Below are 26,255 nucleotides of genomic sequence, written 5' to 3' on the forward strand. Positions count from 1 at the left end.
TCTCGCCATTCCTGAGCGAACCTCGATCCACCCCTATTGGAGGGCCGAGGTGAGCCGCGCCAGATTGTCGAGGATCGTCGAGCGCAGCGGCTGCTGGCGCCACTCGCGCAGCGTCAGCTCGCGGGAGTGCTCCCGGTAGTCCTGCTGCACCTCGCGCAGGTCCTCGACGAAATCGGCGCCGCGCACCATCAGCGACACCTCCAGGTTGAGGGTGAAGGAGCGCATGTCCATGTTGCTCGAGCCGATCACGGCGACGTCGTCGTCGATGGTGAAGTGCTTCGCGTGCAGGATGGTGGGCTTCCGGTACATCCAGATCCGCACGCCGGCGGTGAGCAGGGTCTCGTAGTAGGAGCGCTGCGCGTGGTAGACGACGGCCTGGTCGCCGATCTCGGAGACGAAGAGCTCGACGTGCACGCCGCGGCGGGTCGCGGTCGTGATCGCGTAGAGCATCGCCTCGTCCGGGACGAAGTACGGGCTCGTGATGATGATCGACTTCTGCGCCGAGTAGAGCAGCGCGAGGAAGAGCCGGAGGTTGTTCTCGCCGTCGAAGCCCGGACCGCTCGGCACCACCTGGCAGTCGATGGTGTCGCGCTGCTGCAGCGCCTCCATCGGCTCGGACTCGCGCAGGAGCAGCTCGTCCGTCTCGCTGTACCAGTCGGTGATGAAGATGGCGTTGATGCCCTGCACCACCGGGCCCTCGAGGCGCACCATCAGGTCGTGCCAGTGCAGGCCGCGGCGGATGTTGCCGCGCTTGTTGTAGCTCGAGTCGACGACGTTCTGCGAGCCCATGAACGCCGCGTTGCCGTCCACGATCAGCAGCTTGCGGTGGTTGCGGAGGTCCGGGCGCTGGTACTGGCCGAGCCACGGGCGCACGGGCAGCATGTACGACCAGCGCGCACCGGCCCGCTCCAGCGCCCGTAGGCGGCGGTGCGTCCCGGTGTAGTAGCCGGGCACGCGGATGGAGGCGATGTGGTCCAGCAGGATCCGCACCGTCACGCCGCGGGCGACGGCGCGGTCGAGCGCGTCGAAGAACGGGGCGGTCGTCGCGTCGGCGGCGAGGATGTAGAACTCGCAGTGCACGTAGCGGCGGGCGCGGTCGATCTCGTCGGCCATCGCGCGGATGGTCTGCTCGTAGCCGCCCTGCAGGCGGGCGTCGTTGCCGCCGACGAGGGGCATCGCGCCGAGGTTGCGGTTGAGGGTGACGACGGACTCGAGCCAGAGCGGCCAGGGGTGGTTGCGGGCGACCCGGTCGATGCCCTCGGTCGACTCCAGGATGAAGCGGTTGATCTCCTCCTGCTTGCGCCGGCGCTTGCGCGGGAGCCGGTAGCTGCCGATGAAGAGGAAGAGCAGGATGCCGACGTAGGGGATCAGGAAGATCGCCATCAGCCAGGCGAGGCCGGTGGTCGGGCGGCGGTTGCGCGGGACGACGATGACCGCGATCACGCGGACGACGAGCTCCACGACGATCGCGCCGACCGCGAGGACCAGCGACCAGTCGGGAGTGTTCACGCCGGGCTCTACGCCGCGTCGCGCGGGGGCAGACCTCGGCGGGCCCGCTCCTGCGCCTCGATGCGGTCGTAGGCGCGGCGCTCGTTGCGGTCCGAGCGGATGAGCGCGCGCATGATGAACCAGAAGAGGAGCCCGATGGTGACGGTCGGCACGAGTGCCCACAGTCCTTGATTCCACAGCTCCCAGTCCATGGGGCGATCCTACCCGGCCCGGCCGGGAGCGGGCCCGGAGCGGCCGCTCAGCGAACGGGGCCGGACGGACCGGTCCTTCGGCCGCCCGGAGCGGCTCAGCTGCTCTCGATCGACTGGTTGAGGGCCGACGCGTCGGCGTTCAGCCCCTCGAGCTCGGTTCGAAGGCCGTCGTAGACCGCGATGTCCGCGTCGATCGCGGCACGGGTGGCGTCGATCGCCTCGCCCCGCGCGAGCAGGTCGGCCCGCTCGGCGTCGAAGGCGGCGTCCGAGGCGAAGTCGCCGCTGTCCGCCCGGGCGTTGAAGGAGTCGATCTCGGCGTTCAGCGCGTCGTACTCGGCGTTGTTGGCGTCGATGCGCGCGGTGAGGTCTGCGTACATCGCGTCGATGCGGCCGACCAGCTCGGTGATGCGGTCCTCGAGGTCGGTGAAGACCGCCTCGTACTGGGCGTTCAGGCCGACCACGATCGAGCGGTCGGCGAAGTACTCGGCGTAGTGCGCCTCCAGCGCGGGCGGCAGGTCGGCGACCTCGGTACCGAGGATCGAGTGCAGCTCGTTGACGCGCTCGCCCAGGCCTCCGGTGCGGTAGAGCTCCAGGCGCTCGGCGATCGGGCCGTCCTGCGGCAGGGCGGCGTAGGCCGCCTCGAGCTGCGCGCCGACCTCGGCCTGCTCGGCGGCGTCCATCCGGACCCACGCGGCGTGCAGCATCTCGTGCGCGGCGGTCACGTCGCGGATCCCGTCGAGGTCGGGGTTCTCGACGTCGGAGATGTAGATGTCGCTGCCGGTGTAGCAGCCGAGCACGATCTCGTCGGAGGCGCCGTAGCCGCAGAGCGCGTTGAAGCCGGCCGTCGGCTCGACCGAGGGGTTCGAGGCGAAGTAGAGGGCGCGGCCGCGGGTGGACATCGCGGTGCGGTCCGCGAAACCGGTGATCGTGCCGTCGGGGGTGAACGACTCGGCGGCCCGCTGATCCGCCAGCGCACGGCCGACATCGGCGGAGTCGACGAGCACCGAGCCGGCGACCGCCGCGCCCACGCCGAACTGCGCGAGGGTGAGGACGCCGGCGACGACCGTCGCGACGATGCTGGATGCCCTGACCACGCCTCGAACCTACTTGACCAGCGGGAAGAGGATGGTCTCGCGGATCCCGAGACCGGTGACGGCCATCAGCAGCCGGTCGATGCCCATGCCCATGCCGCCGGTCGGCGGCATGCCGTGCTCGAGCGCGCGGAGGAAGTCCTCGTCGAGGCGCATCGCCTCGTCGTCGCCGGCCGCGGCCTGGAGCGCCTGCTCGACGAAGCGCTCGCGCTGGACGACCGGGTCGATCAGCTCGGAGTAGCCGGTGGCCAGCTCGAAGCCGCGGACGTAGAGGTCCCACTTCTCGACGACGCCCGGGATGCTGCGGTGCGCGCGCACCAGCGGCGAGGTGTCGACCGGGAAGTCCATGACGAAGGTGGGCCGGACGAGGCCGCCCTTGACGAAGTGCTCCCAGAGCTCCTCGACGTACTTGCCGTGGGTGGGCACGTGCACCTCGACGCCCTCGCGCGCGGCGAGCGTCTCGAGCTCGACCAGCGGGGTCTGCGGGGTGATCGCGATGCCGGCGGCCAGCGAGAGGCTCTCGTACATCGAGATGCGGTCCCACTCGCCGCCGAGGTCGTACTCGGTGCCGTCGGCCCAGGTGACCACGTGGGAGCCGGCCACGGCGAGCGCCGCGTTCTGGATCAGCTCCTGGGTGAGGTCGGCGATGCTCGAGTAGTCGCCGTAGGCCTGGTACGCCTCGAGCATCGCGAACTCGGGCGAGTGCGTCGAATCGGCGCCCTCGTTGCGGAAGTTGCGGTTGATCTCGAAGACGCGGTCGATGCCGCCGACGACGGCGCGCTTGAGGTAGAGCTCGGGCGCGATGCGGAGGTAGAGCTCGGTGTCGAAGGCGTTCGAGTGCGTGGCGAAGGGGCGGGCCGAGGCGCCGCCGTGCATCACCTGGAGCATCGGGGTCTCGACCTCGAGGAAGCCGTGGTCGACGAACGTCCTCCGGAGGGACGCGTTCACGGTCGATCGGGCGATGACGGTCTCGCGGGCCTGCGGGCGCACGATCAGGTCGAGGTAGCGCTGGCGCATCCGGGTCTCGTCGCCGAGCTCGTTGTGCAGGTTCGGCAGCGGGAGGATCGCCTTGGCCGCGACGCTCCACTCCGACACCCAGACCGAGAGCTCGCCGCGCTTGCTGGAGAGCACCTCGCCGGCGACGAAGAGGTGGTCGCCCAGGTCGACGAGCTCCTTCCAGCTCGCCAGCGACTCCTCGCCGACGTCGCCGAGCGAGACCATCGCCTGGATCCGCGAGCCGTCGCCGGCCTGCAGCGTCGCGAAGCAGAGCTTGCCGGTGTTGCGCTGGAAGACGACGCGGCCGGCCAGGCCGACCCGCTCGCCGGTCTTGACGTCCGGCTCGATGCCCTCGTGGCGCGCGCGCACCGCGGCGATGGTGTCGGTGACGGCGACGGAGACCGGGTAGGCGCCGCCGCCGAGGTCGTCTCCGGCCAGCTCGATCAGGCGCTCGCGCTTGGCCAGGCGCACGGCCTTCTGCTCGGAGGCCTCCTCGGGCGTGGGCTCGGACGGGGGCACGGGGGCGCCGGGGGTGTCGACCATGTCAGAACGCGGGTGCTTTCGGTTGGAGGCGGCGGGCGCGATCAGGCGAGCAGGATCGGGCCGTTGTCGAGGAGCCGGGTGGAGCCGACGACCGCGGCGACGAGCACGAGGGCCGGGCCGCGGTGGTCGTCGTCGACCGGCAGGAGCGTCGCCGGGTTCGCGACGACGAGGTAGTCCAGCTTAACCAGCGGCTCGCCCATCGAGGCGGACTGCGCGGCGGCGATCACGGCGTCGATCCCGCGGTCGGCGGCGGAGGCGGCGGCCTCGAGCAGGAGCGGGATCGTCCGGGCGGCGCGGCGCTCGCGGGCGTCGAGGTAGCGGTTGCGGCTGGAGAGCGCGAGGCCGTCGTCCTCGCGGACGGTGTCCACGCCCTCGATCGCGACGGGCAGATCGAGGTCGCGGACCATCCGGCGGACGAGGAAGAGCTGCTGCGCGTCCTTCTGCCCGAACATCGCGACGTCCGGCTGCACGATGTGCAGGAGCTTCGAGACGACGGTCAGCATGCCGTCGAAGTGGCCGGGGCGCGAGCGGCCCTCGTAGAGCGAGCCGACCTTCCCGGCGACGACGCGGGTGGAGGAGGGGCCGTCAGGGTACATCTCGGCGACGCTCGGCGCGAAGACGTGCGCGACGCCGCGCTCCTCGAGCAGGGCGACGTCGGCCGCGAGGTCGCGCGGGTAGCGGTCGAGGTCCTCGTTCGGGCCGAACTGCAGCGGATTCACGAAGATCGAGACGACGACGACATCCGCGATCTCCCGCGCCCGGTCGACCAGCGCGAGGTGCCCGTCGTGCAGCGCGCCCATGGTCGGCACGAGGGCGATCCGCGCCCCGCCACGCCGCGCCTCCCGCAGGGTCTCCCGGAGCTCGCCGATGCGTTCGATGGTGCTGATCACCCGAGAACCCTACCGGCGAGGCGGAGTCCGGTGATCGAGGAGCCCGCGCAGCGGCCGCCCCCCATGCTGATCGAGTAGCCCGCGCAGCGGGCACCCCATGCTGATCGAGTAGCCCGCGCAGCGGGCGTATCGAGATCCGCCAGCGTCAGAGCAGGAGTCTGCAGACCCGCACTGCTGATGACGGCGGGTCTCGATACGCGCCTCCGGCGCTACTCGACCAGCATGGGGCGCGCCTCCGGCGCCGTTCTTGCTGATCGAGCAGCCCGCGCAGCGGGCACCCTCCATGCTGATCGAGTAGCCCGCGCAGCGGGCACCCATCATGCTGATCGAGTAGCCCGCGCAGCGGGCGTATCGAGATCCACCAGCGTCAGAGCACGAGTCTGCAGACCCGCCCTGCTGATGACGGCGGGTCTCGATACGCACCTGCGGCGCTACTCGACCAGCATGAGGCGCGCCTCCGGCGCCGTTCTTGCTGATCGAGCAGCCCGCGCAGCGGGCACCCTCCATGCTGATCGAGTAGCCCGCGCAGCGGGCACCCTCCATGCTGATCGAGTAGCCCGCGCAGCGGGCGTATCGAGATCCACCAGCGTCAGAGCAGGAGTCTGCAGACCCGCACTGCTGATGACGCCGGGTCTCGATACGCACCTGCAGCGCTACTCGACCAGCATGAGGGGGCGCTTGCAGCGCTGCTCGAGTACCCCGCGCAGCGGGCGCCTTTCATGCTGATCGAGTAGCCCGCGCAGCGGGCGTATCGAGATCCACCGGCATGGGAGGGCGGCGTCAGCCGGCCGCGCGGCGGAGGGCGTCGTCGACGGAGGAGCGGACGAGGCTGGAGAGGAAGAAGCCGGGCTTGTCGACGCCGATGCCGGCGAGGAGGCCGGCGGCCTGCTCGACGATGGCGGTCGAGAAGGTGGTGGCAGTGGAGACGGCCTCGGCGTAGGCGGGGCGGTCCGCCTCCGCGACGGTCACCGGCTCGCCGCCCATCTCGACGACGAGGGCCTGTGCGATCGGCAGCACCGGGCCGGGCGCGGTCACGGCGAAGTAGGTCTCGGCGAGGCGCGCCAGGTCGAGGCTGGTGCCGGTGAACGTCATCGCCGGGTGCACCGCGAGCGGGATGACGCCCGACGCCAGGGCGGGCGCGAGCACGCCGAAGCCGTGCTCCGCCGCGGTGTGCAGCACGAGCTGCCCGGGCTGCCAGGCGCCGGTCGCGGCGAGTCCCGCCACGAGGGCCGCGATCTCGGCGCCGGGGACGGCGATGATCACCAGCTCGCTCCGCTCGACGAGATCGGGGATCGCGAGCACCGGAGCGCCGGGCAGCAGGGCGTCGACGCGCTCGCGACCGGCGTCGCTCGTCGTGGCGACGCCGACCACGGCGTGCCCGGCGTTGGCGAGCGCGGCACCGAGCACCGGGCCGACCGGGCCGGCCCCGATGATCCCGACGCCGAGGCGTCCGTCGCGGCGGGTGTCAGGCATACGGGTCCCCCTCGGGTGCGGCCCACGCGTCGCGGGGCGTCGGAGCGGCGGCCGGGCGCCGCCCCCAGTGGTGGCTGGCGTCGCGCTCGGCCGCGGCGGTGCCCGCCCGGCCCACGCGCTCGAAGAAGGCGAGCCCGTCGGCGACGCTCATCACCGGCACCAGCGGCGTGACCGGGCCGGCGACCGTGTGCACGCGCGCCGAGGCCAGCCCAAGCATCCGCTGCAGTGGCCCCTGCTGCACACCGACGCTCTGCATCCGCGCGAGCGGGACGACCGTGACGCGGCGCCAGACGGCTCCGCTGCGCAGGACCACGACGTCCTCCGCCAGCCGGAAGCCGGTGCGCCGCCAGGAGAAGGGCCGGAGGAGCATCGCCGAGCGGGGCGCGCTGGTGAAGCCGGGGGCGTCCCGGCGGCGCAGCGCGTCGCCGACCGGGGTCGCCTCGGCGCCCTCGTCGTCGCCGGGCAGCAGCAGCGCGAGCACGCGCTCGACGGCGGCGAGGTCGCCGACCGGGAGGATCGTGGTGTTCGGCTCGCCGTTCGCACCGCGCGAGGCCGCGTGGCCGGCCCGGTCGATCTTCACCTGCCACCAGCCGAACGGCCGCCAGAGCAGCGGCTGGGTGATCTCCACCGCGTGGATCCGGCCGGGCGGCAGGGTGTCGCTGCTGGTCGAGAGCACGCCGTAGCCGACGCGCACGCCGTCCGGCGTCGCGGCGATCGAGTAGCGCAGCGAGCGGACGAACTGGCGGATGTAGTAGCTGCCGGAGCCGATCAGGCCGGGCAGGATCGCGATCAGCACGTAGGGCGAGCCGTAGACCGAGGTGAGCACGACGGCCACGATCGCCACCACCAGGAAGACGGTGAAGCCGCTGAACACCAGGGAGCCGAGCAGCCGCCCGGGCGGGATGGAGACGACCGACTCGGGCGGCGCCTGCTCCTCCGGCTCGGCGAACTCCTCCAGCCGGCGGGCGAGGAAGCCGCCGGCCGGCGCCTCCCCCGCGACGGCCTCCCGCTCGCGCACCCCCGACGCCAGCCGCAGGATGTCGCGCCGCAGCGCGTCGACCAGCCGCGAGCCGAGGTAGGAGAGCTGCACGTTCGCGTCCTGCCCGGCGACGCTGACCTCGAGCTTGGCCGCGCCGAACAGCCGGGCGAAGAGCGGGCGCTGCACGGCGATGCCCTGGATGCGGTCGAGCCGCGCGCGCCGGTTGGTGCGGAACAGCACTCCCGAGCGCACCTCGACGATCTCGTCGGTGATGCGGAAGGTGTGCATCCGCCAGGACAGCCAGAAGGCGAACACGGCGACGGCGAGACCGGCCGCCACGGCGAGCAGCGCCCAGCCGATCAGCCCGCGATCGATCAGGGCGTCGACCGGGTCGCCGCTCTCGTAGTCGCCCGGGCCGGGGAGGAAGAGCTCGAGCAGGCGCTCGCGGAGGTTGGTGATCAGGATGCCGAGGACCACCAGCAGGCCGATCCCGCCCTTGAGCACGGGCGTCGCCGGGTGCAGGCGGTGCCACTCGCCGTCGGCGAGGTCGGTCTCGATGCCGCGGACGGCAGCAGGAGCCTCGCTCACAGGCCGGCCCGGCGCGACTCCGCCAGCTCGACGAGCCGATCGCGCAGTTCCTCGGCGTCGCCGTCGACGAGCCCGGGGATGCTGACTCCGGTCGCCGCGGCGGCGGTCACGAAGCGCAGGTCGGCCAGGCCGAGCGCGCGGGCGAGCGGGCCGCGGTTGACGTCGATCAGCTGCATGCGGCCGTAGGGCACCGAGACGAAGCGCTGGAACATGATGCCGCGGCGGAAGAGCAGGTCGTCCTCGCGCAGCCGGTAGCCGTACGCGCGAGCGCGGCGGGGGGCGACGATCAGCAGCGTGACGGCGAGGATCGCCGCCGCGACGACGAGGATCCAGGCCCAGTCGACGCCGATCAGCAGCAGGAAGGTCGGCACGGCGAGGAGCACCACACTGGAGACGACGGCCGAGACGACCTCGACGGCCACGTACTTCGGCGACACGCGCCGCCACGGACCGGCCAGGTCGAGGCGCCCACCGGTCGCGCGCTCGGTTCCGGCGGAGTCGAGCCGGACGCCCTCCGGCCGGACCGCGTCACGCTCGGACTGAACCGCGTCCGGCTCCGGCTGAACCGCGTCTCGCACGGGCCGGACCGACTCGCGCTCCTGCTCGAGCGCCGCCTCGCGGCTCCGCGCCTCACGCCGGCTCAGCGGCTCCGGGTTCAGCGGCTCCGGGCTCAGCGGCTCCGGAGCGGCCGCGGGGGTCGCCTCCTGGTCGTCGGCCATGATGACGTCCTCCCTGCCTGCGTCCGAGCGGGCGTCGGCGTCAGGCGTGGTTCACCTCGCCGACAGCGGGGTCGTCGTCGTCGGTCGGCGGGATGGTGCACAGGTGCTCGGCGACCAGACCGGCCACCAGCAGGACGATCGCGCCGACGATGGCGGCCACGTCCTGCCACACGGAGCCTAGCGAAGGCACCACGGGCCGGCTCAGCAGGTAGACGAGCACCCCGCCGGAGGCCCCGAGCAGCAGGGCACCGACGAGACTCGACGCCTTCGCCAGCACGACGACGCGCATCGCGCGGAACGGGTCGATGGGGCGGCGGAGCGTCCCCTTGGTCGCCCGGTGGATCGGGATCGCGAAGCCGATCACGAGCGCCGCGACCACCACGAGCGTGAGGGGGACGGTGAGCGGCGGGATCAGCACCGGGCGCCCCGCGGAGGCGATGGCCAGGTCGATCAGGAAGCCGGCGACGGCGCCGACGAGGGCCAGGCCGAGCAGGGAGCTGATGCGGGTGCGCTTCACGGAGTGCTGCTCTCGGGGTCGGTGCGGCCGGGGGCGGGGGCGGTCTCGGAGGTTCGCGGGCGCCGCCACGCTATCGCCTCGGGCCGGTCGGTCACCCGGTCCGTCGCGCGGGCGCGCAGCTCGGCGATCGGGCCGCGCCCCTGCAGGACGGCGTGCGGCTCGACGTCGAGCCACGGCTCGAGCACGAAGGCGCGCTCACCGGCGCGGGGGTGCGGGAGCGTGAGGTGCGCGTCGTCGCGGACGACCCCGCCGACCGCGATCAGGTCGATGTCGAGCGTGCGGTCGCCCCAGCGCTCCTCGCCGTCGCCGCGGATCCGGCCGCCGGCGCTCTCGATCGCGGCGGTGGCGGCGAGCAGGTCGTCGGGCTCGAGCGTCGTCGATCCGATCACCACCGCGTTGAAGTAGGCGGGCGCGTCCTCGTCGGCGCCGTCGAGCTTCCAGGCCGGCGACTCAACCACCTTCGAGACCGCGTCGAGGCGCAGCCCGGGGGTCGTCGCGAGCGCGCAGACGGCGGCCTCCAGCTGCGCGAGCCGGTCGCCCAGGTTGCTGCCGAGGGCGAGGACGACGCGGCGCTCGGGCAGCAGCCGCTGCTGCCGCGGCCTCACGGGCGGACCCGGGTGATCTGCACCGCGACGTCGTCGAACGGCAGCGGGATGGGCGCGTCGGGCTTGTGCACGGTGATCCGCACCACCTCGGCAGCGGCGAAGCTCAGCGCGACCGCGGCCAGGCGCTCGGCGACGGTCTCGATCAGGTCGACCGGGTCGCGGGTGACGGCGTCGGCGAGAGCGATCGCCAGCTCGCCGTAGTGCACCGTCTCGGCCAGCGCGTCGCCGCTCGCCGCGGGAGCGAGGTCGAGCCAGACCGTGGCGTCGATGACGAAGTCCTGGCCGTTCTCGCGCTCGAAGTCGAAGACCCCGTGGTGCGCGCGCACCCGCAGGCCCGTGAGGGTGATCGAGTCGCGCAGCGCGAGCGCGGCGGCGTCGAGCGTCGGCGGAGTGGCGGCGGAGCGGGCGGCGGGGTCGGTCACGGGAGCTCCTCCTGGAGGCGGGCGCCGAGCGCGAGGGCGCGGGCGCTCGAGCGGACGTCGTGCACCCGGACGCCCCAGGCGCCGCGGTCGACGGCGGCGAGGCTCAGCAGCGCCGTCACGTCGTCGCGGTCGGCCGCGGTCGAGCCGGCCGGTGCGAACGGGGCGAGGAAGCGCTTGCGCGAGTGGCCGACCAGCACCGGCAGGCCGAGCGACACGATCGCGTCGAGGTGCGCGAGCAGCGCCCAGTCGTGGCCGCCGTCCTTCGCGAAGCCGAGTCCGGGGTCGAGGATCAGGTGCTCGTCCCGGATCCCCGCCGCGCGGGCGGCGTCCACGCGGCGCTCCAGCTCGGAGCGCACCTCGGCGACCACGTCGGCGTAGGAGGCGAGCTCCGTCATGCCGGCGCTGTGACCGCGCCAGTGCATCGCGATGTAGACCGCTCCGCGCTCCGCGACCAGCGGGAGCATCGCCGGGTCGGCGAGCCCGCCGGAGACGTCGTTGACGACGACCGCGCCCGCGTCGAGTGCGGCCTCCGCGGTCGCGGCGCTCATGGTGTCGATGCTGACCCGGACGCCCTCGGCCGCGAGCGCGCGGACGACGGGCAGCACCCGCCCCTGCTCGGCCGCGGCGTCGACGCGCGCGGCACCGGGGCGGGTCGACTCCCCGCCGACGTCGACGAGGTCGGCACCGAAGGCTGCGGGGCCGTCGCCGGACGAGCGGGTCATCCCGAGTCCGTGCTCGACCGCGTCGTCGACGGACAGCCAGCGACCGCCGTCGCTGAAGGAGTCGGGGGTGACATTGAGGATCCCGAGGAGCGCGGCACGGTGGCCGGGTGCGAGATCGGTGACGGCGAGGCCCACGTCAGGCCTCCCGGGCGGCGCCGATCAGCGCGATGATCTCGGCGCGCGCGGCGGGGTCGGCGAGGGTGCCGCGGGCGGCGACGGTGACGGTCGAGCTGGCCCTCTGGCGCGCGCCGCGCAGCCGCACGCAGCCGTGCTCGGCGTCGACGACGACCAGGACGCCCTCGGGCGAGAGGCCGGCGTCGAGCACGTCCGCGATCTGCTCGGTGAGCCGCTCCTGCAGCTGCGGCCGGGACGCGACGGTCTCGACGACCCGCGGGAGCTTGCCGAGGCCGACGACGCGCTCGCCCGCGCGGTATGCGATGTGCGCGACGCCGGCGAAGGGCAGCAGGTGGTGCTCGCAGACGGAGCGGAACGCGAGATCGCGGACGACCACGGTCTGCGTGGCGGGCGGCTGCTCCCCCTCCTCGACGACCGCGAAGGTCTCGGCGAGGTGCGAGGCCGGGTCGAGGTCGAACTCGCCGAAGAACTCCTCGTAGGAGTCGGCGAAGCGCTGCGGGGTCGTCGAGAGCCCCTCGCGGCCCGGGTCCTCCCCGATGGCCGCGAGGAGCTCGGCGACGGCGGCCTCGATGCGCGCCCTGTCGACCGGCACGGTGCTGCTACGCCGTCGTCGGGCGCGGGTTGATCAGCGGCGGCCGCTGCGGGGCGGCAGGCTCGGAGCTCTCCGAGACGACCGTGCCGTCGGTGGCGCCGGCGTCGATCGGCGCCTTGGCCGGCGGCATGGCGATCGGCGGGAGGTCGGAGAGCGGGCGCTTGTCGCTCGAGAGCCACTGCGGGCGCTCGTCGATCTTGCGGACGTCCTTGAAGATCTCGGCCAGCTGGTCGTGGTCGAGCGTCTCCTTCTCGAGGAGGTCGGCGGCGAGGCGGTCGAGGATGTCGCGGTTGGCGTTGATGACCTGCCAGGCCTCGTCGTGCGCCTGCTCGATCAGCTGCCGGGTCTCGAGGTCGACGCGCTCGGCGACCTGCTCGGAGTAGTCGCGCTGGTGGCCCATGTCGCGGCCGAGGAACATCTCGCCCGAGGAGGAGCCGAGCTTCACGGCGCCCACGTTCGAGGACATGCCGAACTCGGTGACCATCTTGCGGGCGATCGAGGTCGCCTTCTCGATGTCGTTCGAGGCGCCGGTGGTCGGGTCGTGGAAGACGATCTCCTCTGCGACACGGCCGCCCATGGCGTAGGCGAGCTGGTCGAGCAGCTCGTTGCGGGTGGTCGAGTACTTGTCCTCGAGCGGCAGGACCATCGTGTAGCCGAGGGCTCGGCCGCGCGGGAGGATCGTGACCTTGGTGACGGGGTCGGTGTGGCGCATCGCCGCGGCGGCGAGGGCGTGGCCGCCCTCGTGGTACGCCGTGATCAGCTTCTCCTTGTCGCGCATGACGCGCGTGCGGCGCTGCGGCCCGGCGATGACGCGGTCGATCGCCTCGTCGAGCGCGCGGTTGTCGATCAGCTGCGCGTTGGAGCGGGCGGTGAGCAGCGCGGCCTCGTTGAGGACGTTCGCGAGGTCGGCGCCGGTGAAGCCCGGGGTCTTGCGGGCGACGACCTCGAGGTCGACTCCGCCGGCCAGCGGCTTGCCGCGGCCGTGCACCTCGAGGATCTTCTTGCGGCCGAGCATGTCCGGGGCGTCGACGCCGATCTGGCGGTCGAAGCGGCCCGGGCGCAGCAGCGCGGGGTCGAGGATGTCGGGGCGGTTGGTCGCCGCGATCAGGATGACGTTGGTCTTGACGTCGAAGCCGTCCATCTCGACCAGGAGCTGGTTGAGGGTCTGCTCGCGCTCGTCGTGGCCGCCGCCCATGCCGGCGCCGCGGTGGCGGCCGACGGCGTCGATCTCGTCGACGAAGATGATGGCCGGCGAGTTCTCCTTGGCCTGCTGGAACAGGTCGCGGACGCGGCTCGCGCCGACGCCGACGAACATCTCGACGAAGTCGGAGCCGGAGATCGAGTAGAAGGGGACGCCCGCCTCACCCGCGACGGCGCGGGCCAGCAGGGTCTTGCCGGTGCCGGGAGGGCCGTAGAGCAGGACGCCCTTCGGGATCCGCGCGCCGACGGCCTGGAACTTGGCGGGCTCCTTGAGGAACTCCTTGATCTCGTGCAGCTCCTCGATCGCCTCGTCGGCGCCGGCGACGTCGCCGAACGTGACCTTGGGCGACTCCTTCGAGACGAGCTTCGCCTTCGACTTGCCGAACTGCATGACGCGGTTGCCGCCGCCCTGCATGCCCGAGAGCATCAGCCAGAAGAACGCGCCGATCAGGAGGATCGGGAGGAGGAAGCCGAGAGCGGAGAGGAACCAGTTGGTCTGCGGGACCTCGTCGTCGTAGCCGTCGGACGGGGCGGCGGTGGTGACCGCGTCCACGACCTCGGCGCCGCGCGGTGCCACGTAGTAGAACTGCACCTGCTTGCCGTTGTCGCCGTCGTCCTGCGCGAGGGTCAGGTCGACGCGCTGCTCGCCGTCGACGATCTTCGCGGAGTCGACCTTGCCGTCGGAGAGGAGCTGGAGCCCCTCCTGCGTGCTGATCTGCCGGAAGCCCGACATCGTGATCAGCGAGGAGCCGATCCAGACCGCCACGATCGCGAGGACGACGTAGAGAATGGGACCCCGGAAGATGCGCTTGACGTTCATGAATGTTGCGGGCGCAGGCCCGGCACCTTTCTGACGAGGAAATGTGAGTGTCAGGCTACCTCCCGCTCTCTGAGCGCGCGCCACGCGTTCGCCCTGGGCGGAGGAAGCGCGGGCTGGGCGCGGGGCGGCGGGTGCCCGGCGCGCGGGACGGGCTCCGGACGCTGCCCGCCTGCTGATCGAGCAGCCCGCGCAGCGGGTCCGCTCCTTGCTGATCGAGTAGCCCGCGGAGCGGGCGTATCGAGATCCACCAGCGTCAGAAGTCGAGTCTGCAGACCCGCCCTGCTGGTGACGGCGGGTCTCGATACGCCCCTCCGGGGCTACTCGACCAGCATGAGGCGTGCGCGGGCACCCATGCTGGGCCCCTCCGGTCACGCCGTCTCGAGGAGGGGCTCCGGGTCGCGCAGCGCCGGGGTCAGGCCGCGGCGGCGGCGGGCGGCGGCCAGCACGGTGACGGCGAGGGCGCCGAGCAGCCAGAGCGAGAGCACCAGCACGGCGTTCGCGACGCCGATGCTGCCGCCCGCGATCAGGGAGCGGAACGCCTCGACCGTGTAGGTCAGCGGCAGCACCCCGTGCACGGCCTGGAAGAAGGCGGGCGCCGTCTCGATCGGGTAGGTGCCGCCGGCCGAGGAGAGCTGGAGCACGATCAGCAGCAGCGCGAGGAAGCGGCCGGGCGCGTCGAGCAGGGCGATCAGCGCCTGGTTGATCGCGACGAAGGTCAGGCTGGTGAGGACCGCGATCCCCATCAGCGCCGGGAGCTGCGCCATCTCGACGCCGACGCCGAAGCGGATCACCAGCGCGGCGAGCACGCCCTGCGCCACCGCCATCAGCGCGCCGGGGAGGTAGCTGCGCAACGCGATCACCCAGGCGGGCCGGCGGGCGGCGAGCAGGCGCTCGCTCAGCGGCGCGCTCATCAGGTAGAAGGCGAGGGCGCCGACCCAGAGCGCGAGAGCCATGAAGTACGGAGCGAGTCCGGAGCCGTACTCGGGCACGCGGTTCAGGCGCTCTGTGTCGAGCGCGACGGGGGCCGCGGCGACGGCGCTGAGCGCGTCCGCCTGGTCCGCCGTGTAGGACGGGACGTCGGCGGCCCCGTCGGCCAGCTTCCCGGACAGCGTCTCGGAACCGGAGGCGAGGGAGTCGACCCCCGAGGCGAGGCTGCCCGCGCCGGTCGCGGCGTCCGCGCTGCCCTGCGCGGCGGAGTCGGCACCGGTGGCGAGGGCGTCGGAGCCGGAGGCGAGCGAGGCTGTGCCCGAGGCGAGCGCGCCGGCCCCGCTCGCGGCGGAGTCGAGGCCGGTCGTCAGCGGGCCGACGCTGCCGGCGAGGGTGCCGGTGCCGGCGGCGACCTGCGCCGCTCCGGAGTCGAGGGAGGCGGCGCCGGTCGCGAGGGACTGCGCCCCGGTGCTGAGCGATTGCGCGCCGGAGTCGGCAGACGCGGCTCCGGAGGCGAGCGACTGCACACCGGTCGTGAGGTCGGCGGCTCCGGAGGACGCGGAGGCGGCGCCCGCGGCGAGTGCGGTCAGCCCGCCCGAGGAGTCGCCGACGAGCGCCGAGGACCCGGCGGCGAGGGTCTGCGCGCCCTGGTCCGCGGCGGTCGCTCCGGCCGAGACTCCGGCGGCTCCCGACTCGAGCTGCGTGAGGAGGGCGAGGCGCTCGGTGTCGGTGAGGGTGCCGTAGCCCGCGATCAGCGACCGGAGGCCGGTGTCGACCGTCGCCGCTCCGGTGGCCAGGGCGGGAGTGCTCGCGGCAAGGGCCGCCGAGCCGTCGCGCAGCGTCCCGGCACCGGCGAGCGCCGCCGTCGCGCCGTCGGAGACGGAGGAGGCGCCCTCGGCGAGGGACTGCGCGCCGGTCGCGGCTGTCGCCGCTCCGGAGGACAGAGCGGCGGTGCCGTCGGCGAGGGTCGCCGCTCCGGTCGCCAGGTCCGCGGCTCCACCGTCGAGCGACTGCGCACCCGTGGCGACCGACTGCGCTCCGGTGTTCAGCGCGGCGGCGGACGACGGCAGTGCGGCCGTCCCGTCGGCGAGCTGCTGAAGCCCGGAGGAGAGGGTCGCCGCTCCGTCCGCAGCGGAGTCGGCCCCGGCGCGGAGCGAATCCGCCCCGGTGGCGAGCTGCGCGGTGCCGTCCTGCAGCTGCTCGAGGCCGACGACGAGCTCGTCCGAGCCGCTCGACGCGGTGGCCGCGCCGTCGGCGAGCTGCGTCGCGCCGTCGGCGGCCTGCTCGAGGCTGTCGTGCAGGTCCGTGAAGCCGACGTAGACGTTTTTCAGGTACTCCTCGCCGACCTGCTTCTCGAGGGTCTGCGTGACCGTGCTGCCGATCGTCGCGGCGATGTTGCCGACGATCAGGTTGGCGCCGTCGTTCGTCGCGATCGACAGCCGGGCCGCGGTCGCCGCCGAGGGGTCGTCCCCGCCGACGGAGGCGACGTCGGCCGAGAAGCCGGCCGGCACGGTCAGCACTGCGTAGACGGCTCCGGAGGCGAGCTCGCTCGCGGCCTCGTCGGCGTCGGTCCGCGTCCAGTCGAAGTTCGACGCGGAGGTGCTCGTCGTCAGCTCGTCGGTCAGCGCGTCGCCGAGCGCCAGGGCCGAGCCGTCGGCGGCGGTCGCGCCGGTGTCCTCGTTCACGACCGCCGCGGGGACCGAGTCGAGGTGGTGGGTCGGGTCGAGGTTCGCCGAGGTCAGCAGGCCCGCGTAGATCAGCGGGATGAGCGCGATCGCGGAGAAGACGACGACGAGGCGCGGGGAGACGGAGCGCAGACGGTGGAGGAGCCGGGGTGAGCGGCGGGCGGCGGAGGCGGGCATGGTCCTTCTACTTCGAGGAGTCGGTGGCGGGGGCGGTGAGCCGCGGCGATGCGACTCCGGTGACGAGGAGCTCGGCGATCTCGGCCGAGGCGGAGGCGACCGGGCGGCGGTCGTCGCCGTCGAGCAGCCAGCCGACGACGAGCCAGACGGTCCCGGCGGCGAGGAAGACGGCGAAGCGCTCGACCCGGGCGCGATCGCCCGCCTCCTGCGCGGCCAGCGGCGAGAAGGCGAGCAGCCGCTGGGCGAGGAAGGCGACGACCGACTCCTGGACGGAGCGGGCGGTGCCACCGCTCAGCGCGCGGCGGTAGAAGTCGGCGTGCTCGAGCAGCCCCGAGAGCAGGCCGCGGACGACGCGGGGCACCGCGGTCTCCCAGTCGTCCTGCGGCGAGGGCGGCACGACGGCGGCGAACAGCGCGTGCATCCGCTCGAGCGCGGCGGCCTCGACCAGCGAGGGCACGTCGCCGAAGTGCTGGTAGAACGTCGGCCGGCTGACGCGGGCGGCGGAGCACAGGTCGGTGATCGACGGCTGGTCGTCGCCGGGGTGATCGAGCGCGACCGTGATCGCGGCGATCAACTGCTCGCGCGAGCGGGCGAGGCGGGGGTCGGCCATGGTGTCTCCTTTACGTTCGTAACATACATTACATCCGTAAAGGAGTCGGAGGTAGTCCTCCGGTCGAGCGAGCAGTGCGCGCCGCCTGCATGCCGATCGAGGAGCACCCCTTCATGCTGATCGAGTAGCCCGCGCAGCGGGCGTATCGAGATCCACCAGCGTCAGAAGACGAGTCTGCAGACATCCCTGCTGACGACGCCGGGTCTCGATACGCCCCTCCGGGGCTACTCGACCAGTATGGGACGGCGCGGACCTCGGCCCGGACATGCTGATCCGGCGGCCCGCGTCGCCTGCATGCGCAGCGAGTAGCCCGCGCAGCGGGCGCATCGAGATCCACCGGCACAGGACGTCGAGTCTGCAGACCTCTCTGCTGACGACGCCGGGTCTCGATACGCCGCTCCGGGGCTACTCGACCAGCATGAGAGGGAGACAGCAGCACTCCTACTGCATGCTGATCGAGTAGCCCGCGCAGCGGGCGTATCGAGATCCACCGTGGCCAGGAGGGAAGTCTGCAGACCTCCCTGCTGACGACGCCGGGTCTCGATACGCCCCTAAGGGGCTACTCGACCAGCATGTCGGCGGGCGTCTCTCCCGAGTGGATCGACCGCGGCCGGCGGGCGGGTCTCAGGCTCCGTCGGGGTCGTCGGCGAGGATCGTCGCGATCTCGGTGGTGTCGATCACAAGGGTGTCGTGCGGGGTGAGGCCCGGGCTCTTCGGGGTCGGCACGGGCAGGCGGACGAGGAGTGCGCCGGGGTCGACGCTGAAGCGGCCGCTCGTGGTGCGGCCGATCGGGTCGCCGTCGAGCTCGGCGAGCACGGGCTGGTCGAGCGAGAAGGAGAACTCGCGCCCCGGCCACTGGTGCAGCGATGCGAGGCCGTTGCGGTTGCCGGTCGCGACGTCGAGGGCGAGGCCGAAGCGGCGGCGCAGCAGCACCAGCTCGAGGTCGCCGTCGTCGAGGACCGCGCCGGCGGCGAGCTCGATGTTCGCCACGACCGAGCTGCAGTTGCAGGCCAGCACCATCAGCGTGCGGGTCGGCGGCTCCGGCTTCCCGTCGATCGTCAGCGTCACCTCGAAGCCGGCCTTGAACATCACCTCGGCGCCCGCTGCGACGTAGGCGCCCCAGCCGACGCGCTTCTTCAGCTCGTCGTCGGTCTTGTCCATGATCTCGGCGTCCAGGCCCACGCCGCCCATCACCATGAAGACGCGCTCCTCGCCGTCGTCGAAGGTCGCCGTGCCGACGTCGATCGCCCGGTCCTGCCCGAGCAGCGCGATCTCGACCGCGTCGGCGAGCGCGCCGAGCGGGATCCCGAGGTTGCGGGCGAGCAGGTTGCCGGTGCCGCTGGGCAGCAGTCCGTAGGGAACGGACGTGCCGCGCAGCACCGAGGCGACCGCGCGCACGGTGCCGTCGCCGCCCATCGCGCAGACGAGGTCGGCGCCCGACTCCAGCGCGCCCCCCGCGGCTCCGGCTCCGGAGTCGTCGACGCTGGTCTCGAACCAGAGCGGCTCGCGCCAGCCGGCGCGGCGGGCGACCGTAGCGACCACGTCCTGCGCGGCGCCGACGTCGTCGAACTTGCTCGGATTGATGACGACGGCGACCACGGGTCGCGCGGCCGTGGATCTCGCGGAAGGGGCTCTCACGCTCTCAGTCTGCTGTGCCGGGCGCCGGCTCCCGCACCGTGCGCCGCTCGAGGGTCGCCGCCGCCTCCGTCGCGAGGACCGCGCCGAGCTCGGCCGAGAGCGTCGCGGGCAGGGTCGGCGGGGCGTCCCAGCGCGGACCGGCGAGCAGGATCCCGCCGCGCTCGCTCGAGCGCCAGAGGGCGTCGACGCTGCCGGTGACGAAGCGGCGGATCCGCGCGGCGGACGCGGCGTCGACCCCGTCCGCCGTCGCGAGGTCGACCAGGTGCCGGTAGGCGATGCCGCCGAAGAGCGCGCCGTCGCCCGCACCCTGGTCGACGAAGACGCCGTCGGTTGCGAGGCGTGTGAGCAGGTCGTCGGCGGTCCGGGAGGCGTGCGCGAGCAGCCGTGCATCCGGGCGCAGCCGGTGCAGTGCGAGCGCCGCGCCGATGTAGACGCCGTGGTTGTAGCTGAACGCCCAGTCGTCGCGGGCCGAGCCGCCCTCGCGGCCGATGCCGTCGGCGACGAAGCCGGTGTCGTCGTCGCGCAGGCGCACGTGCAGCCAGTCGAAGGCGGCGCGGGCCAGCTCCTCGCGGCCGTCGGGGCGGAGCCGCTCCAGCCGCGCACCGAGGATCGCGAACGGCCCGTTCGCGGGCGCGTTCTTGTAGTCGAGCTGGCGGCGGCGCCAGGCGAGGCTCGCGCCGTGCCGGAGGTTCCAGCCGCGCGCGACCGCGAAGCGCCAGAGCCGGTCCGCGCGGTCGAGCCAGCGCCCCTCCCCCGTCGCCTCGCCGAGGCGGGCCAGCGCGCCGCCGAGCCACATCATGTCGTCGAAGTAGCCGTTGACCAGCCGGCCGCCGTTGCGGAGCCGGACGGCGCGGTGGATCCGCGAAGCGCGCTCGAGGTGCTCGGTGTCTCCGGTGCGCTCGAACGCGTCGACGGCGGCGTCGATCGCGTGCGCGAGCCACCAGTAGTCGAACTCGAGATCCGCGCGCAGCGACGTCGGATAGCTCGTGTGGTAGCCGAGCACCGGCACCGCGAAGAGCCGCTCGAGGCTCGACTGCGCCGCGTCCGCGCGGGCGTCGGCCCCGGGCCGGTCAGGCGTAGACGTGGGGAGCGAGGATCGCGACATCGCGGAGGTTGCGGTAGCGCTCGGCGTAGTCGAGGCCGTAGCCGATGACGAAGTCGTTCGGGATGTCGAAGCCCACGTAGGCGACGTCGACCTCGACCTTGGCGGCGCGGGGCTTGCGGAAGAGCGCGCAGATCTCGACGGACTCCGCGCCGCGGCTGCGCAGATTGCCCTGCAGCCAGGAGAGCGTGAGGCCGGAGTCGATGATGTCCTCGACGATCAGCACCTTGCGGTCGGTGATGTCGGTGTCGAGGTCCTTGAGGATCCGCACCACGCCGGAGGACTTCGTGCTGCTGCCGTAGGAGGAGACGGCCATCCAGTCCATCACGATGTCGAGCTTGAGCTCGCGGGCGAGGTCCGCCATCACCATGACGGCGCCGCGGAGCACCCCCACGATGAGCAGGTTCTCGCCGGCGTAGTCGCGCTCGATGGCGCGGGCCAGGTCGCGGATCCGCTCGTGGATCTCGGCCTCGGTGAAGAGGACCTCGGTGATGTCGTCGGCGATGTCGGCTGCTTCCACCCGGCCACTCTACGGGCGGCGGCGCCCTGCCCCCCTCCGCGAGATGCCACTTGTGCACGCCTTCCACGGCGTGTCGCGTGCACAAGTGGCATCTCGCGGAGGGGAGATCACACGGGGGCGAAGACGAGAGTTGCGGACACCCGGGTGGCGCGGACGCCCGGCAGGTCGACGCCCTTCTGGCCGTGCCAATCGGTGACGAGGGCGGCGACGGCGAGGGTCTGGGCGCGGGAGAGGGCGACGCCGAACTCGTTCTGCACGACGAGGCGGATGATGCGCTGGCGGAGCGCCGGCGGGTCGGCGGCCAGGCCGCGCGCATCGACCGTGACGTGGCCCTCGTCGTTCTGGCCGACGAGCTCGAGCGCCCAGTCCAGCGCCATCGCGTCGAGAGCGTCGCCGTCCTCGCGGAGCTGGTCGGCCGTGCGGGCGAGCGCCTCGGCGACTCCGGGGCCGAGCTCGTCCTCGAGCACCGGCAGCACCGAGCGGCGGACGCGGACGCGGGTGTAGCGCGGGTCGTCGTTGTGCGGATCGCTCCACGGCTCGAGGCCGGCGTCGGCGCAGGCCGCCACGGTGCTCGCGCGGCGGATCCCGAGCAGAGGGCGCCGCAGCACCCCGCTCACCGCCGCCATGCCGTGCAGACTCGCGGCGCCCGCGCCCCGGGCCAGCCCGAGGAGCACCGTCTCGGCCTGGTCGTCGAGGGTGTGCGCGAGGAGGACCGCCGCGGCACCCGTCGCCTCGACCGCGTCGTCGAAGGCGCGGTACCTCGCCGTGCGCGCCGCCGCCTCCGGACCGTCTCCGCCCGGCAGCACCGACACGACCTCGCGCAGCACGGGGGCGAGACCGAGGGTGTGCGCATGCTGCGCCGCGCGTCGCGCGACCTCCGCCGAGCCGTCCTGGAGACCGTGGTCGACGATCACGGCGCCGGCCCGCCGACCGCCGCGCTCGGCCTCGAAGGCGACCGCCGCCGCGAGGGCCAGCGAGTCGGCTCCGCCGCTCAGCGCGACGAGCACCAGGGCCCCCGGGTCGAGCTCGTCGAGGCTCGCGCGCACCGCGCGCCGGATGTCGGCGACGGCGGGAGTCAGGCGGGGGCGATCGGGCACATCAAGTAACGTTAGGCCAGCGATCCGGCCTGCGAGCGCGCGCGTCCGCGCGCACTCCCCCGGCCGGTCCGACCCGCCGATGCGCCGCCCGCGGCGCCACCGACTCAAGGAGCGAACATGGCCGCATACGACGTCGTCGTAGAGATCCCCAAGGGCAGCCGCAACAAGTACGAGGTCGACCACGAGACCGGTCGCGTCTACCTCGACCGCGTGCTCTTCACCTCCTTCGTCTACCCGACGGACTACGGCTACTTCGAGAACACCCTCGGCCTCGACGGCGACCCCGTCGACGCGCTGGTGCTGCTCGAGTACCCCGTCTTCCCGGGCGTGGGCGTCTCCGTCCGCCCGGTCGGCGTGCTCAACATGAGCGACGAGGCCGGCTCCGACGCCAAGGTGATCGTGGTCCCCGCGAAGGACCCGCGCTGGCAGCACATCCAGGACATCTCGGACGTCCCGGAGCAGACCAAGAACGAGATCAAGCACTTCTTCGAGCGCTACAAGGACCTCGAGCCCAACAAGTGGGTCAAGGTCGAGGCCTGGGGCGACGCCGCCGAGGCGGAGCAGATCGTCCAGGACGGCATCAAGAAGCTGGCCGAAGAGGGCCACTGACCCTCACGGGTCTCCGGACGACGGAACCCGCCCACTCGAGTCGACCGGCTGCTGCCGGCGCCTCGAGGGGGCGGGTTCTCGTGTCTTCGGGCGGCGCCGCCTGAGCGGTGGCTACGCGGTCGGGCGGCCGACCATGCCGGTCGGGGTGCCCCAGATGGAGTGCACGCGCACCGGCGAGTTGGGGTTCGGCGCCTCGATCATCTGGCCGTCGCCGAGATAGATCGCCACGTGGTAGTAGTCGCCTGGCGAGTCGGACCAGAAGAGCAGGTCGCCGCGCTGACGCTGGCTGTAGGGGACGAGCTTGCCCTCGTTCGCCATGGTGTTGTACTGGTTCGTCGCGGAGTGGGTGCCGATGTACTCGCCGGCGCTCGCGTACGACTGCTTGGTCAGACCCGAGCAGTCCCAGACGTCCGGACCCATGCCGCCGAGCACGTAGCGCTCGCCGAGCTGCGCCATCGCGTAGGAGATCGCGGTCTCGACCTGGTTCTGCTGCGGCGCGGGGTTCTGCACCGGCGCCGGTGCGGGCTGCGGGGCGGCGGGCGCCGGGAGCGGCGCGGGCTGCTGCGCAGGGGCAGCCGGAGCGACCGGCTGCTGCGGGGCGGGCTGGGCGGCGGGCTGCTCGACGACCGGCTGGTTCGGGACCGGCGCCGCGGGCTGGCTCGCGGCCGGCGCCGCGGGGCGGGGCGCCGTCGACGAGGACCCTCCCGACGACGAGGACCCTCCCGACGAGGATCCGGACGACGGCTGCGCGGCCGGCTGGGCGGCGGCAGCGTCGGCCTCGGCCTTCGCGGCGGCGGCGGCAGCGGCCGCAGCGGCCTTGCGCTCCTGCTCGCCGGCGAGGAACGCGGTCTCGATCTCGACGGTGGAGTCCTTGAGCAGCGCAAGCTGCGCGATGAGCTCCTCGGACTTCGCCTCCTGGGCCGCGAGAGCGCTCCGGGCGGAGGCGGCGGCGGCGTCTGCGCCCGTGCGAGCCTCGTCCGCGGCGTCGGACAGCTTCTGGTGCTCGACGACGGCCACGTCGGCCTGCTCGGCGAGCGACTCCGCGGTCTGCTTGTCGGCGAGGGCGTCGGCGTAGACGCGCTGCGACTGCTCGGAGAGCTGCGACATGGCGCCGAGCTGGTACAGCAGGTCACCCGCGTCCTGGCCCTTCGCGACGAGGCTCATCGAGAGGTCGCCGCCGGCGGAGCGGGAGAGGTGCGCGGCGAGGAGGCCGGCACGCATCTGCGACGTGTGCGCCGTCGACGCCGCCGCGTTCGCGCGGTCCTCGAGCTCGGTGACGGCGGCGGCCGCGGCGTCGAGCGCCTCCTGGGCCTGACGCCAGGCCTCCGCCTTCTTCATCGCGACGAGCGACGCGTCGTCGACCGAGGTCTGCAGCCCGCCGATCAGCGCGGTGATCGAGTCGATCTCGGCCTGCTTGCTGGCCTCGTCGGTCTTCGCGTTCTGCACGTCGTCCCACGAGGGGTACGACGGGTCGTCCGCCTGGGCCGGCACGATGCCGAGCGACGCCGTGACGGCGGTCACCGCGAAGGCGGCCGAGACCGCCAGCGGAAGACGGCCCTTCCAGGCCCGCTCACGCGGGGCGGGGGTGAAGCTGCGGGCGGTCTTCTGCGCGTCAACCAAGTGTGACTCCTCGTGCGGCCATGAAGGGCTGAGCGTCCACGGCGGTGCCGTTGACGCGGGTCTCGTAGTGCAGGTGGCAGCCGGTGGAGGCGCCGGTGGTGCCGACGGCGGCGATCTGCTGGCCCGCCTCGACCCGCTGGCCGACGCTGACGTAGATGCCGCCGGGCATGATGTGCGCGTAGCCGGTGCTGATGCCGTCGCCGTTGCTGATTTCGATCCAGTTGCCATAGGTGCCGAACCAGCCGGCGTAGGTCACCGTGCCGCTGTGCGCCGCGAGGATCGGAATGCCGCAGCCGCCGGCGATGTCGGTGCCGCGGTGGTAGGAGCTGGTCGAGCCGCCGCCGGTGGAGAGGCTGCCGCGCGGCCCGAAGGTGCCGGTGATGCGGCCTGCGGCGGGACGCACCCAGCCGGAGTCGCTGACCACGGTCGAGCCGCCGCCCGGGGACGGGGCGACCGGGGCGCTGTAGCCACCGCCGCCGCCGGATCCGCGGGAGGGAGCCGCTGCCGCCGCGGCAGCCGCGGCCTCTCGGGCGGCCGCCGCCTGCTGGCGGGCGAGCTCGGCCTGCGCCTGACGGGCGGCCTCCTGCTCGGCGAGGATGCGCTGGCGCTCGGCCTCGCGCGCCGCGACCCCGGCCTCGTACTCGGCGACGGTCGTCGACTCGGTGTCGCGGAGCGCGGCCAGCTGCTGCTCGAGCACGATGCTCTGGTTCTGCTGCTCGGTGAGCGCGGCCTCCGAGGCGGCCTGCGCGGCCGTGGCCTCGGCGAGCTTCGCCTCGGCGGCGACGCGGAGCTTCTCCCGCTCGGCCTGCGCGACCTTCGCCTGGTCGCCGAGCGACTCGGCGGTGTTCTTGGTGGTGCTGGCCTGCTCGTAGATGGCGTTGGAGCGCTCGACGAGCTTCGTCATGTTGCCGATGCGGCCGAGGAGGTCGTCGGCCTTGCCGCCCTCGCCGTCGAGGAAGATGTTGACCGAGAGGTCGGTGCCGGTGGTGCGGTAGAGCTGAGCGGCCAGGAGGCCCGCCTGCTGCGTCGCGGCGTCGGCCTGGTCGGCACTGGCGGTGGCCTTGGCCTCGAGCTCGGTCGCCCGATCCGAGGCGTCGTCGAAGTCCTGCTGAGCCGCGAAGTACTCCTCGCCGCGCTGCTCGGCGACCTGCTGCGCCGCCGCGACCTCGCTCTGCAGGCCGTCGATCAGCGAGAGGATGCTGTCCACCTGCGCGGCCGCCGCCTGGGTGTTGCCCTTCGCCGCCTCGACGTCGGCCCAGCTGGGGTACTCGACCGCCTGCGCGGGAGTGGCGACCAGCAGACCCGCGACCAGGGCCACCGCGGCCGAGACGAGGGCGGTTCCGCGGAGACGGCCGATCCGCGGCGCGCCCGAGCGGCGTGCGGGGCGGTTTCGGCGCGAAGAGTGGATCATGGGACCTCGGTGCTGGAGACGGACTACTCCCCCGGCGGCGGTGCGGCTCCGTCGCGAGGAAGTGGCGATTCCGACCCACACTAGTCAAGCCCTCCCCGTACGCCTAGGAATCGGCGTCGCCCGTCCGGGGCACAGGCGCGCATCGACGTCCGGCGGCCGACCCGCGACTGGCGCCCCTCGAGGGCCGGTTTTGCATATCCGGCCGGCTGTCCCTATGCTTGCGTGTCGGTAGTCATGGTGGGTCGGCCGCAGGGTCGCCCCGGCGAGCTTCCGGCCCCATCGTTTAGTGGCCTAGGACACCGCCCTTTCACGGCGGCAGCACGGGTTCGAATCCCGTTGGGGTCACGGATGAGGGTTACCACCGCAAGAGAAGTGCACCACCGCAGAACGGCCGGAGACGGACGGGATGTGAAAATCGAACAGCCTCGAAGGCAGTATGCTTGTCTTCGCAACGAGGCCCTGTAGCGCAGCTGGTTAGCGTGCCGCCCTGTCACGGCGGAGGTCGCGGGTTCAAGTCCCGTCAGGGTCGCAGAGAGGCCCTTCCGAGAGGAAGGGCCTTTTCCAGGAGACGACTCGTTCGTCTCCTCGCGGCATCGATGTCCTCGGACATCCTCGGCTGCAACGGCTCTGTAGCTCAGTTGGTAGAGCGCACGACTGAAAATCGTGAGGTCACGGGATCGACGCCCGTCGGAGCCACGGAAACCCTCGCCTAGCTTCTACATGGCGGGGGTTTCTTCCGTTGACGGGTCGTTCCCGAGCCCCACCGGTCGGGCCGCGCCTCACTCCGCAGACGTCGTCGTCCTCGATGCAGGAGTACGACGGATCTCGCGCAGCAGAGTTCGAGAGCGGCTGCTGGGCTCGTCGAAT

General features: G+C 72.9%; 23 protein-coding genes and 3 tRNA genes. 4 read left to right on the forward strand and 22 right to left on the reverse strand.

Annotation, left to right across the window (positions count from 1 at the left end):
* Window positions 1-33: 33 nt before the first annotated feature.
* From cls to tilS, 20 genes are all read right to left on the reverse strand, one after another.
* A complete protein-coding gene (gene cls / locus EDF17_RS09040; protein ID WP_123446792.1) occupies window positions 34-1,509 on the reverse strand; it encodes a cardiolipin synthase in 1,476 nt (491 codons plus the stop codon).
* An 8-nt stretch (window positions 1,510-1,517) separates the two neighbouring features.
* Window positions 1,518-1,700: a hypothetical protein gene (locus EDF17_RS09045; RefSeq protein ID WP_123446793.1), complete on the reverse strand. Its 183-nt coding sequence runs from the start codon at window positions 1,698-1,700 to the stop codon at window positions 1,518-1,520.
* 95 nt (window positions 1,701-1,795) lie between these two features.
* The gene (locus EDF17_RS19800) at window positions 1,796-2,794 is read right to left on the reverse strand and encodes a hypothetical protein (RefSeq protein ID WP_166649634.1); all 999 of its coding nucleotides are present in this window, start codon (window positions 2,792-2,794) and stop codon (window positions 1,796-1,798) included.
* Window positions 2,795-2,803: 9 nt separating this feature from the next.
* Window positions 2,804-4,330: a lysine--tRNA ligase gene (gene lysS, locus EDF17_RS09055; protein ID WP_123446794.1), complete on the reverse strand. Its 1,527-nt coding sequence runs from the start codon at window positions 4,328-4,330 to the stop codon at window positions 2,804-2,806.
* A 41-nt stretch (window positions 4,331-4,371) separates the two neighbouring features.
* Entirely contained in the window at window positions 4,372-5,208 is an 837-nt protein-coding gene (gene panC, locus EDF17_RS09060) for a pantoate--beta-alanine ligase (protein WP_243732855.1), read from the reverse strand.
* A 792-nt stretch (window positions 5,209-6,000) separates the two neighbouring features.
* Window positions 6,001-6,693, reverse strand: a complete 693-nt coding sequence (locus EDF17_RS09065; protein WP_123446796.1) for a DUF2520 domain-containing protein — start codon at window positions 6,691-6,693, stop codon at window positions 6,001-6,003.
* Complete coding sequence (locus EDF17_RS09070; RefSeq protein WP_123446797.1) at window positions 6,686-8,260, reverse strand: PH domain-containing protein; 1,575 nt, start codon at window positions 8,258-8,260, stop codon at window positions 6,686-6,688. Before EDF17_RS09070 ends, EDF17_RS09065 begins: the two co-directional genes overlap by 8 nt.
* Window positions 8,257-8,979 (reverse strand): PH domain-containing protein, encoded by a 723-nt coding sequence (locus tag EDF17_RS09075; RefSeq protein WP_123446798.1) that lies wholly within the window; start codon window positions 8,977-8,979, stop codon window positions 8,257-8,259. The genes EDF17_RS09070 and EDF17_RS09075 overlap by 4 nt, the downstream gene beginning before the upstream one ends.
* A gap of 40 nt (window positions 8,980-9,019) precedes the next feature.
* Window positions 9,020-9,496, reverse strand: a complete 477-nt coding sequence (locus EDF17_RS09080; protein ID WP_123446799.1) for a DUF3180 domain-containing protein — start codon at window positions 9,494-9,496, stop codon at window positions 9,020-9,022.
* Complete coding sequence (gene folK, locus EDF17_RS09085; protein ID WP_123446800.1) at window positions 9,493-10,101, reverse strand: 2-amino-4-hydroxy-6-hydroxymethyldihydropteridine diphosphokinase; 609 nt, start codon at window positions 10,099-10,101, stop codon at window positions 9,493-9,495. Before folK ends, EDF17_RS09080 begins: the two co-directional genes overlap by 4 nt.
* On the reverse strand, window positions 10,098-10,523 hold the full coding sequence (gene folB, locus EDF17_RS09090) for a dihydroneopterin aldolase (protein WP_243732841.1): 426 nt from the start codon (window positions 10,521-10,523) through the stop codon (window positions 10,098-10,100). Before folB ends, folK begins: the two co-directional genes overlap by 4 nt.
* Window positions 10,520-11,380: a dihydropteroate synthase gene (folP, locus tag EDF17_RS09095; protein WP_123446801.1), complete on the reverse strand. Its 861-nt coding sequence runs from the start codon at window positions 11,378-11,380 to the stop codon at window positions 10,520-10,522. Before folP ends, folB begins: the two co-directional genes overlap by 4 nt.
* A gap of 1 nt (window position 11,381) precedes the next feature.
* Window positions 11,382-11,972 carry a GTP cyclohydrolase I gene (folE, locus tag EDF17_RS09100; protein WP_123446802.1) on the reverse strand — a complete coding sequence of 197 codons (591 nt, stop codon included), beginning with the start codon at window positions 11,970-11,972 and terminating at the stop codon, window positions 11,382-11,384.
* 7 nt (window positions 11,973-11,979) lie between these two features.
* Entirely contained in the window at window positions 11,980-13,992 is a 2,013-nt protein-coding gene (gene ftsH, locus EDF17_RS09105) for an ATP-dependent zinc metalloprotease FtsH (RefSeq protein ID WP_123446803.1), read from the reverse strand.
* A 368-nt stretch (window positions 13,993-14,360) separates the two neighbouring features.
* Entirely contained in the window at window positions 14,361-16,781 is a 2,421-nt protein-coding gene (locus EDF17_RS09110; RefSeq protein WP_123446804.1) for a YhgE/Pip domain-containing protein, read from the reverse strand.
* A gap of 7 nt (window positions 16,782-16,788) precedes the next feature.
* Window positions 16,789-17,391, reverse strand: coding sequence for a TetR/AcrR family transcriptional regulator (locus EDF17_RS09115; protein WP_123446805.1), 603 nt, complete (start codon window positions 17,389-17,391; stop codon window positions 16,789-16,791).
* Window positions 17,392-18,015: 624 nt separating this feature from the next.
* Complete coding sequence (locus EDF17_RS09120) at window positions 18,016-19,029, reverse strand: diacylglycerol kinase family protein (protein WP_123446807.1); 1,014 nt, start codon at window positions 19,027-19,029, stop codon at window positions 18,016-18,018.
* A 4-nt stretch (window positions 19,030-19,033) separates the two neighbouring features.
* Window positions 19,034-20,134 (reverse strand): glycoside hydrolase family 76 protein, encoded by a 1,101-nt coding sequence (locus tag EDF17_RS09125; protein WP_123446808.1) that lies wholly within the window; start codon window positions 20,132-20,134, stop codon window positions 19,034-19,036.
* Window positions 20,100-20,651 carry a hypoxanthine phosphoribosyltransferase gene (hpt, locus tag EDF17_RS09130; protein ID WP_123446809.1) on the reverse strand — a complete coding sequence of 184 codons (552 nt, stop codon included), beginning with the start codon at window positions 20,649-20,651 and terminating at the stop codon, window positions 20,100-20,102. Before hpt ends, EDF17_RS09125 begins: the two co-directional genes overlap by 35 nt.
* Window positions 20,652-20,758: 107 nt before the next feature.
* On the reverse strand, window positions 20,759-21,748 hold the full coding sequence (tilS, locus tag EDF17_RS09135; RefSeq protein ID WP_123446810.1) for a tRNA lysidine(34) synthetase TilS: 990 nt from the start codon (window positions 21,746-21,748) through the stop codon (window positions 20,759-20,761).
* Between the two features lie 117 nt (window positions 21,749-21,865).
* Here tilS and ppa point away from each other — a divergent pair, with 117 nt between their 5' ends.
* Complete coding sequence (ppa, locus tag EDF17_RS09140) at window positions 21,866-22,357, forward strand: inorganic diphosphatase (protein WP_123446811.1); 492 nt, start codon at window positions 21,866-21,868, stop codon at window positions 22,355-22,357.
* A 111-nt stretch (window positions 22,358-22,468) separates the two neighbouring features.
* Here the strand turns inward: ppa and EDF17_RS09145 are convergent, their stop codons facing one another.
* Both EDF17_RS09145 and EDF17_RS09150 read right to left on the reverse strand, forming a co-directional pair.
* Entirely contained in the window at window positions 22,469-23,977 is a 1,509-nt protein-coding gene (locus tag EDF17_RS09145) for a C40 family peptidase (protein ID WP_123446812.1), read from the reverse strand.
* Window positions 23,970-25,388 carry a M23 family metallopeptidase gene (locus EDF17_RS09150; protein WP_243732842.1) on the reverse strand — a complete coding sequence of 473 codons (1,419 nt, stop codon included), beginning with the start codon at window positions 25,386-25,388 and terminating at the stop codon, window positions 23,970-23,972. The genes EDF17_RS09145 and EDF17_RS09150 overlap by 8 nt, the downstream gene beginning before the upstream one ends.
* A 272-nt stretch (window positions 25,389-25,660) precedes the next feature.
* Between EDF17_RS09150 and EDF17_RS09155 the strand changes: the two genes are divergently transcribed.
* The 3 genes from EDF17_RS09155 (at window position 25,661) to EDF17_RS09165 (ending at window position 26,084) form a co-directional block, all read left to right on the forward strand.
* Window positions 25,661-25,733, forward strand: a tRNA-Glu gene (locus tag EDF17_RS09155).
* A gap of 110 nt (window positions 25,734-25,843) precedes the next feature.
* A tRNA-Asp gene (locus tag EDF17_RS09160) sits at window positions 25,844-25,917 on the forward strand.
* 94 nt (window positions 25,918-26,011) lie between these two features.
* Window positions 26,012-26,084: transfer RNA gene (locus EDF17_RS09165), tRNA-Phe, on the forward strand.
* The last annotated feature ends 171 nt before the right edge of the window (window positions 26,085-26,255 follow it).

This window comes from Rathayibacter sp. PhB1 (genome assembly GCF_004362935.1).
Classification (GTDB): domain Bacteria; phylum Actinomycetota; class Actinomycetes; order Actinomycetales; family Microbacteriaceae; genus Rathayibacter; species Rathayibacter festucae.

Excerpts from the sequence above, each read along its gene's own strand:
- EDF17_RS09045 (WP_123446793.1), bottom strand. The coding sequence starts at position 1,700 with ATGGACTGGGAGCTGTGGAATCAAGGACTGTGGGCACTCGTGCCGACC.
- lysS (WP_123446794.1), bottom strand. The coding sequence starts at position 4,330 with ATGGTCGACACCCCCGGCGCCCCCGTGCCCCCGTCCGAGCCCACGCCC.
- EDF17_RS09065 (WP_123446796.1), bottom strand. The coding sequence starts at position 6,693 with ATGCCTGACACCCGCCGCGACGGACGCCTCGGCGTCGGGATCATCGGG.
- EDF17_RS09075 (WP_123446798.1), bottom strand. The coding sequence starts at position 8,979 with ATGGCCGACGACCAGGAGGCGACCCCCGCGGCCGCTCCGGAGCCGCTG.
- ftsH (WP_123446803.1), bottom strand. The coding sequence starts at position 13,992 with ATGAACGTCAAGCGCATCTTCCGGGGTCCCATTCTCTACGTCGTCCTC.
- EDF17_RS09110 (WP_123446804.1), bottom strand. The coding sequence starts at position 16,781 with ATGCCCGCCTCCGCCGCCCGCCGCTCACCCCGGCTCCTCCACCGTCTG.
- EDF17_RS09115 (WP_123446805.1), bottom strand. The coding sequence starts at position 17,391 with ATGGCCGACCCCCGCCTCGCCCGCTCGCGCGAGCAGTTGATCGCCGCG.
- EDF17_RS09125 (WP_123446808.1), bottom strand. The coding sequence starts at position 20,134 with ATGTCGCGATCCTCGCTCCCCACGTCTACGCCTGACCGGCCCGGGGCC.
- ppa (WP_123446811.1), top strand. The coding sequence starts at position 21,866 with ATGGCCGCATACGACGTCGTCGTAGAGATCCCCAAGGGCAGCCGCAAC.
- EDF17_RS09150 (WP_243732842.1), bottom strand. The coding sequence starts at position 25,388 with ATGATCCACTCTTCGCGCCGAAACCGCCCCGCACGCCGCTCGGGCGCG.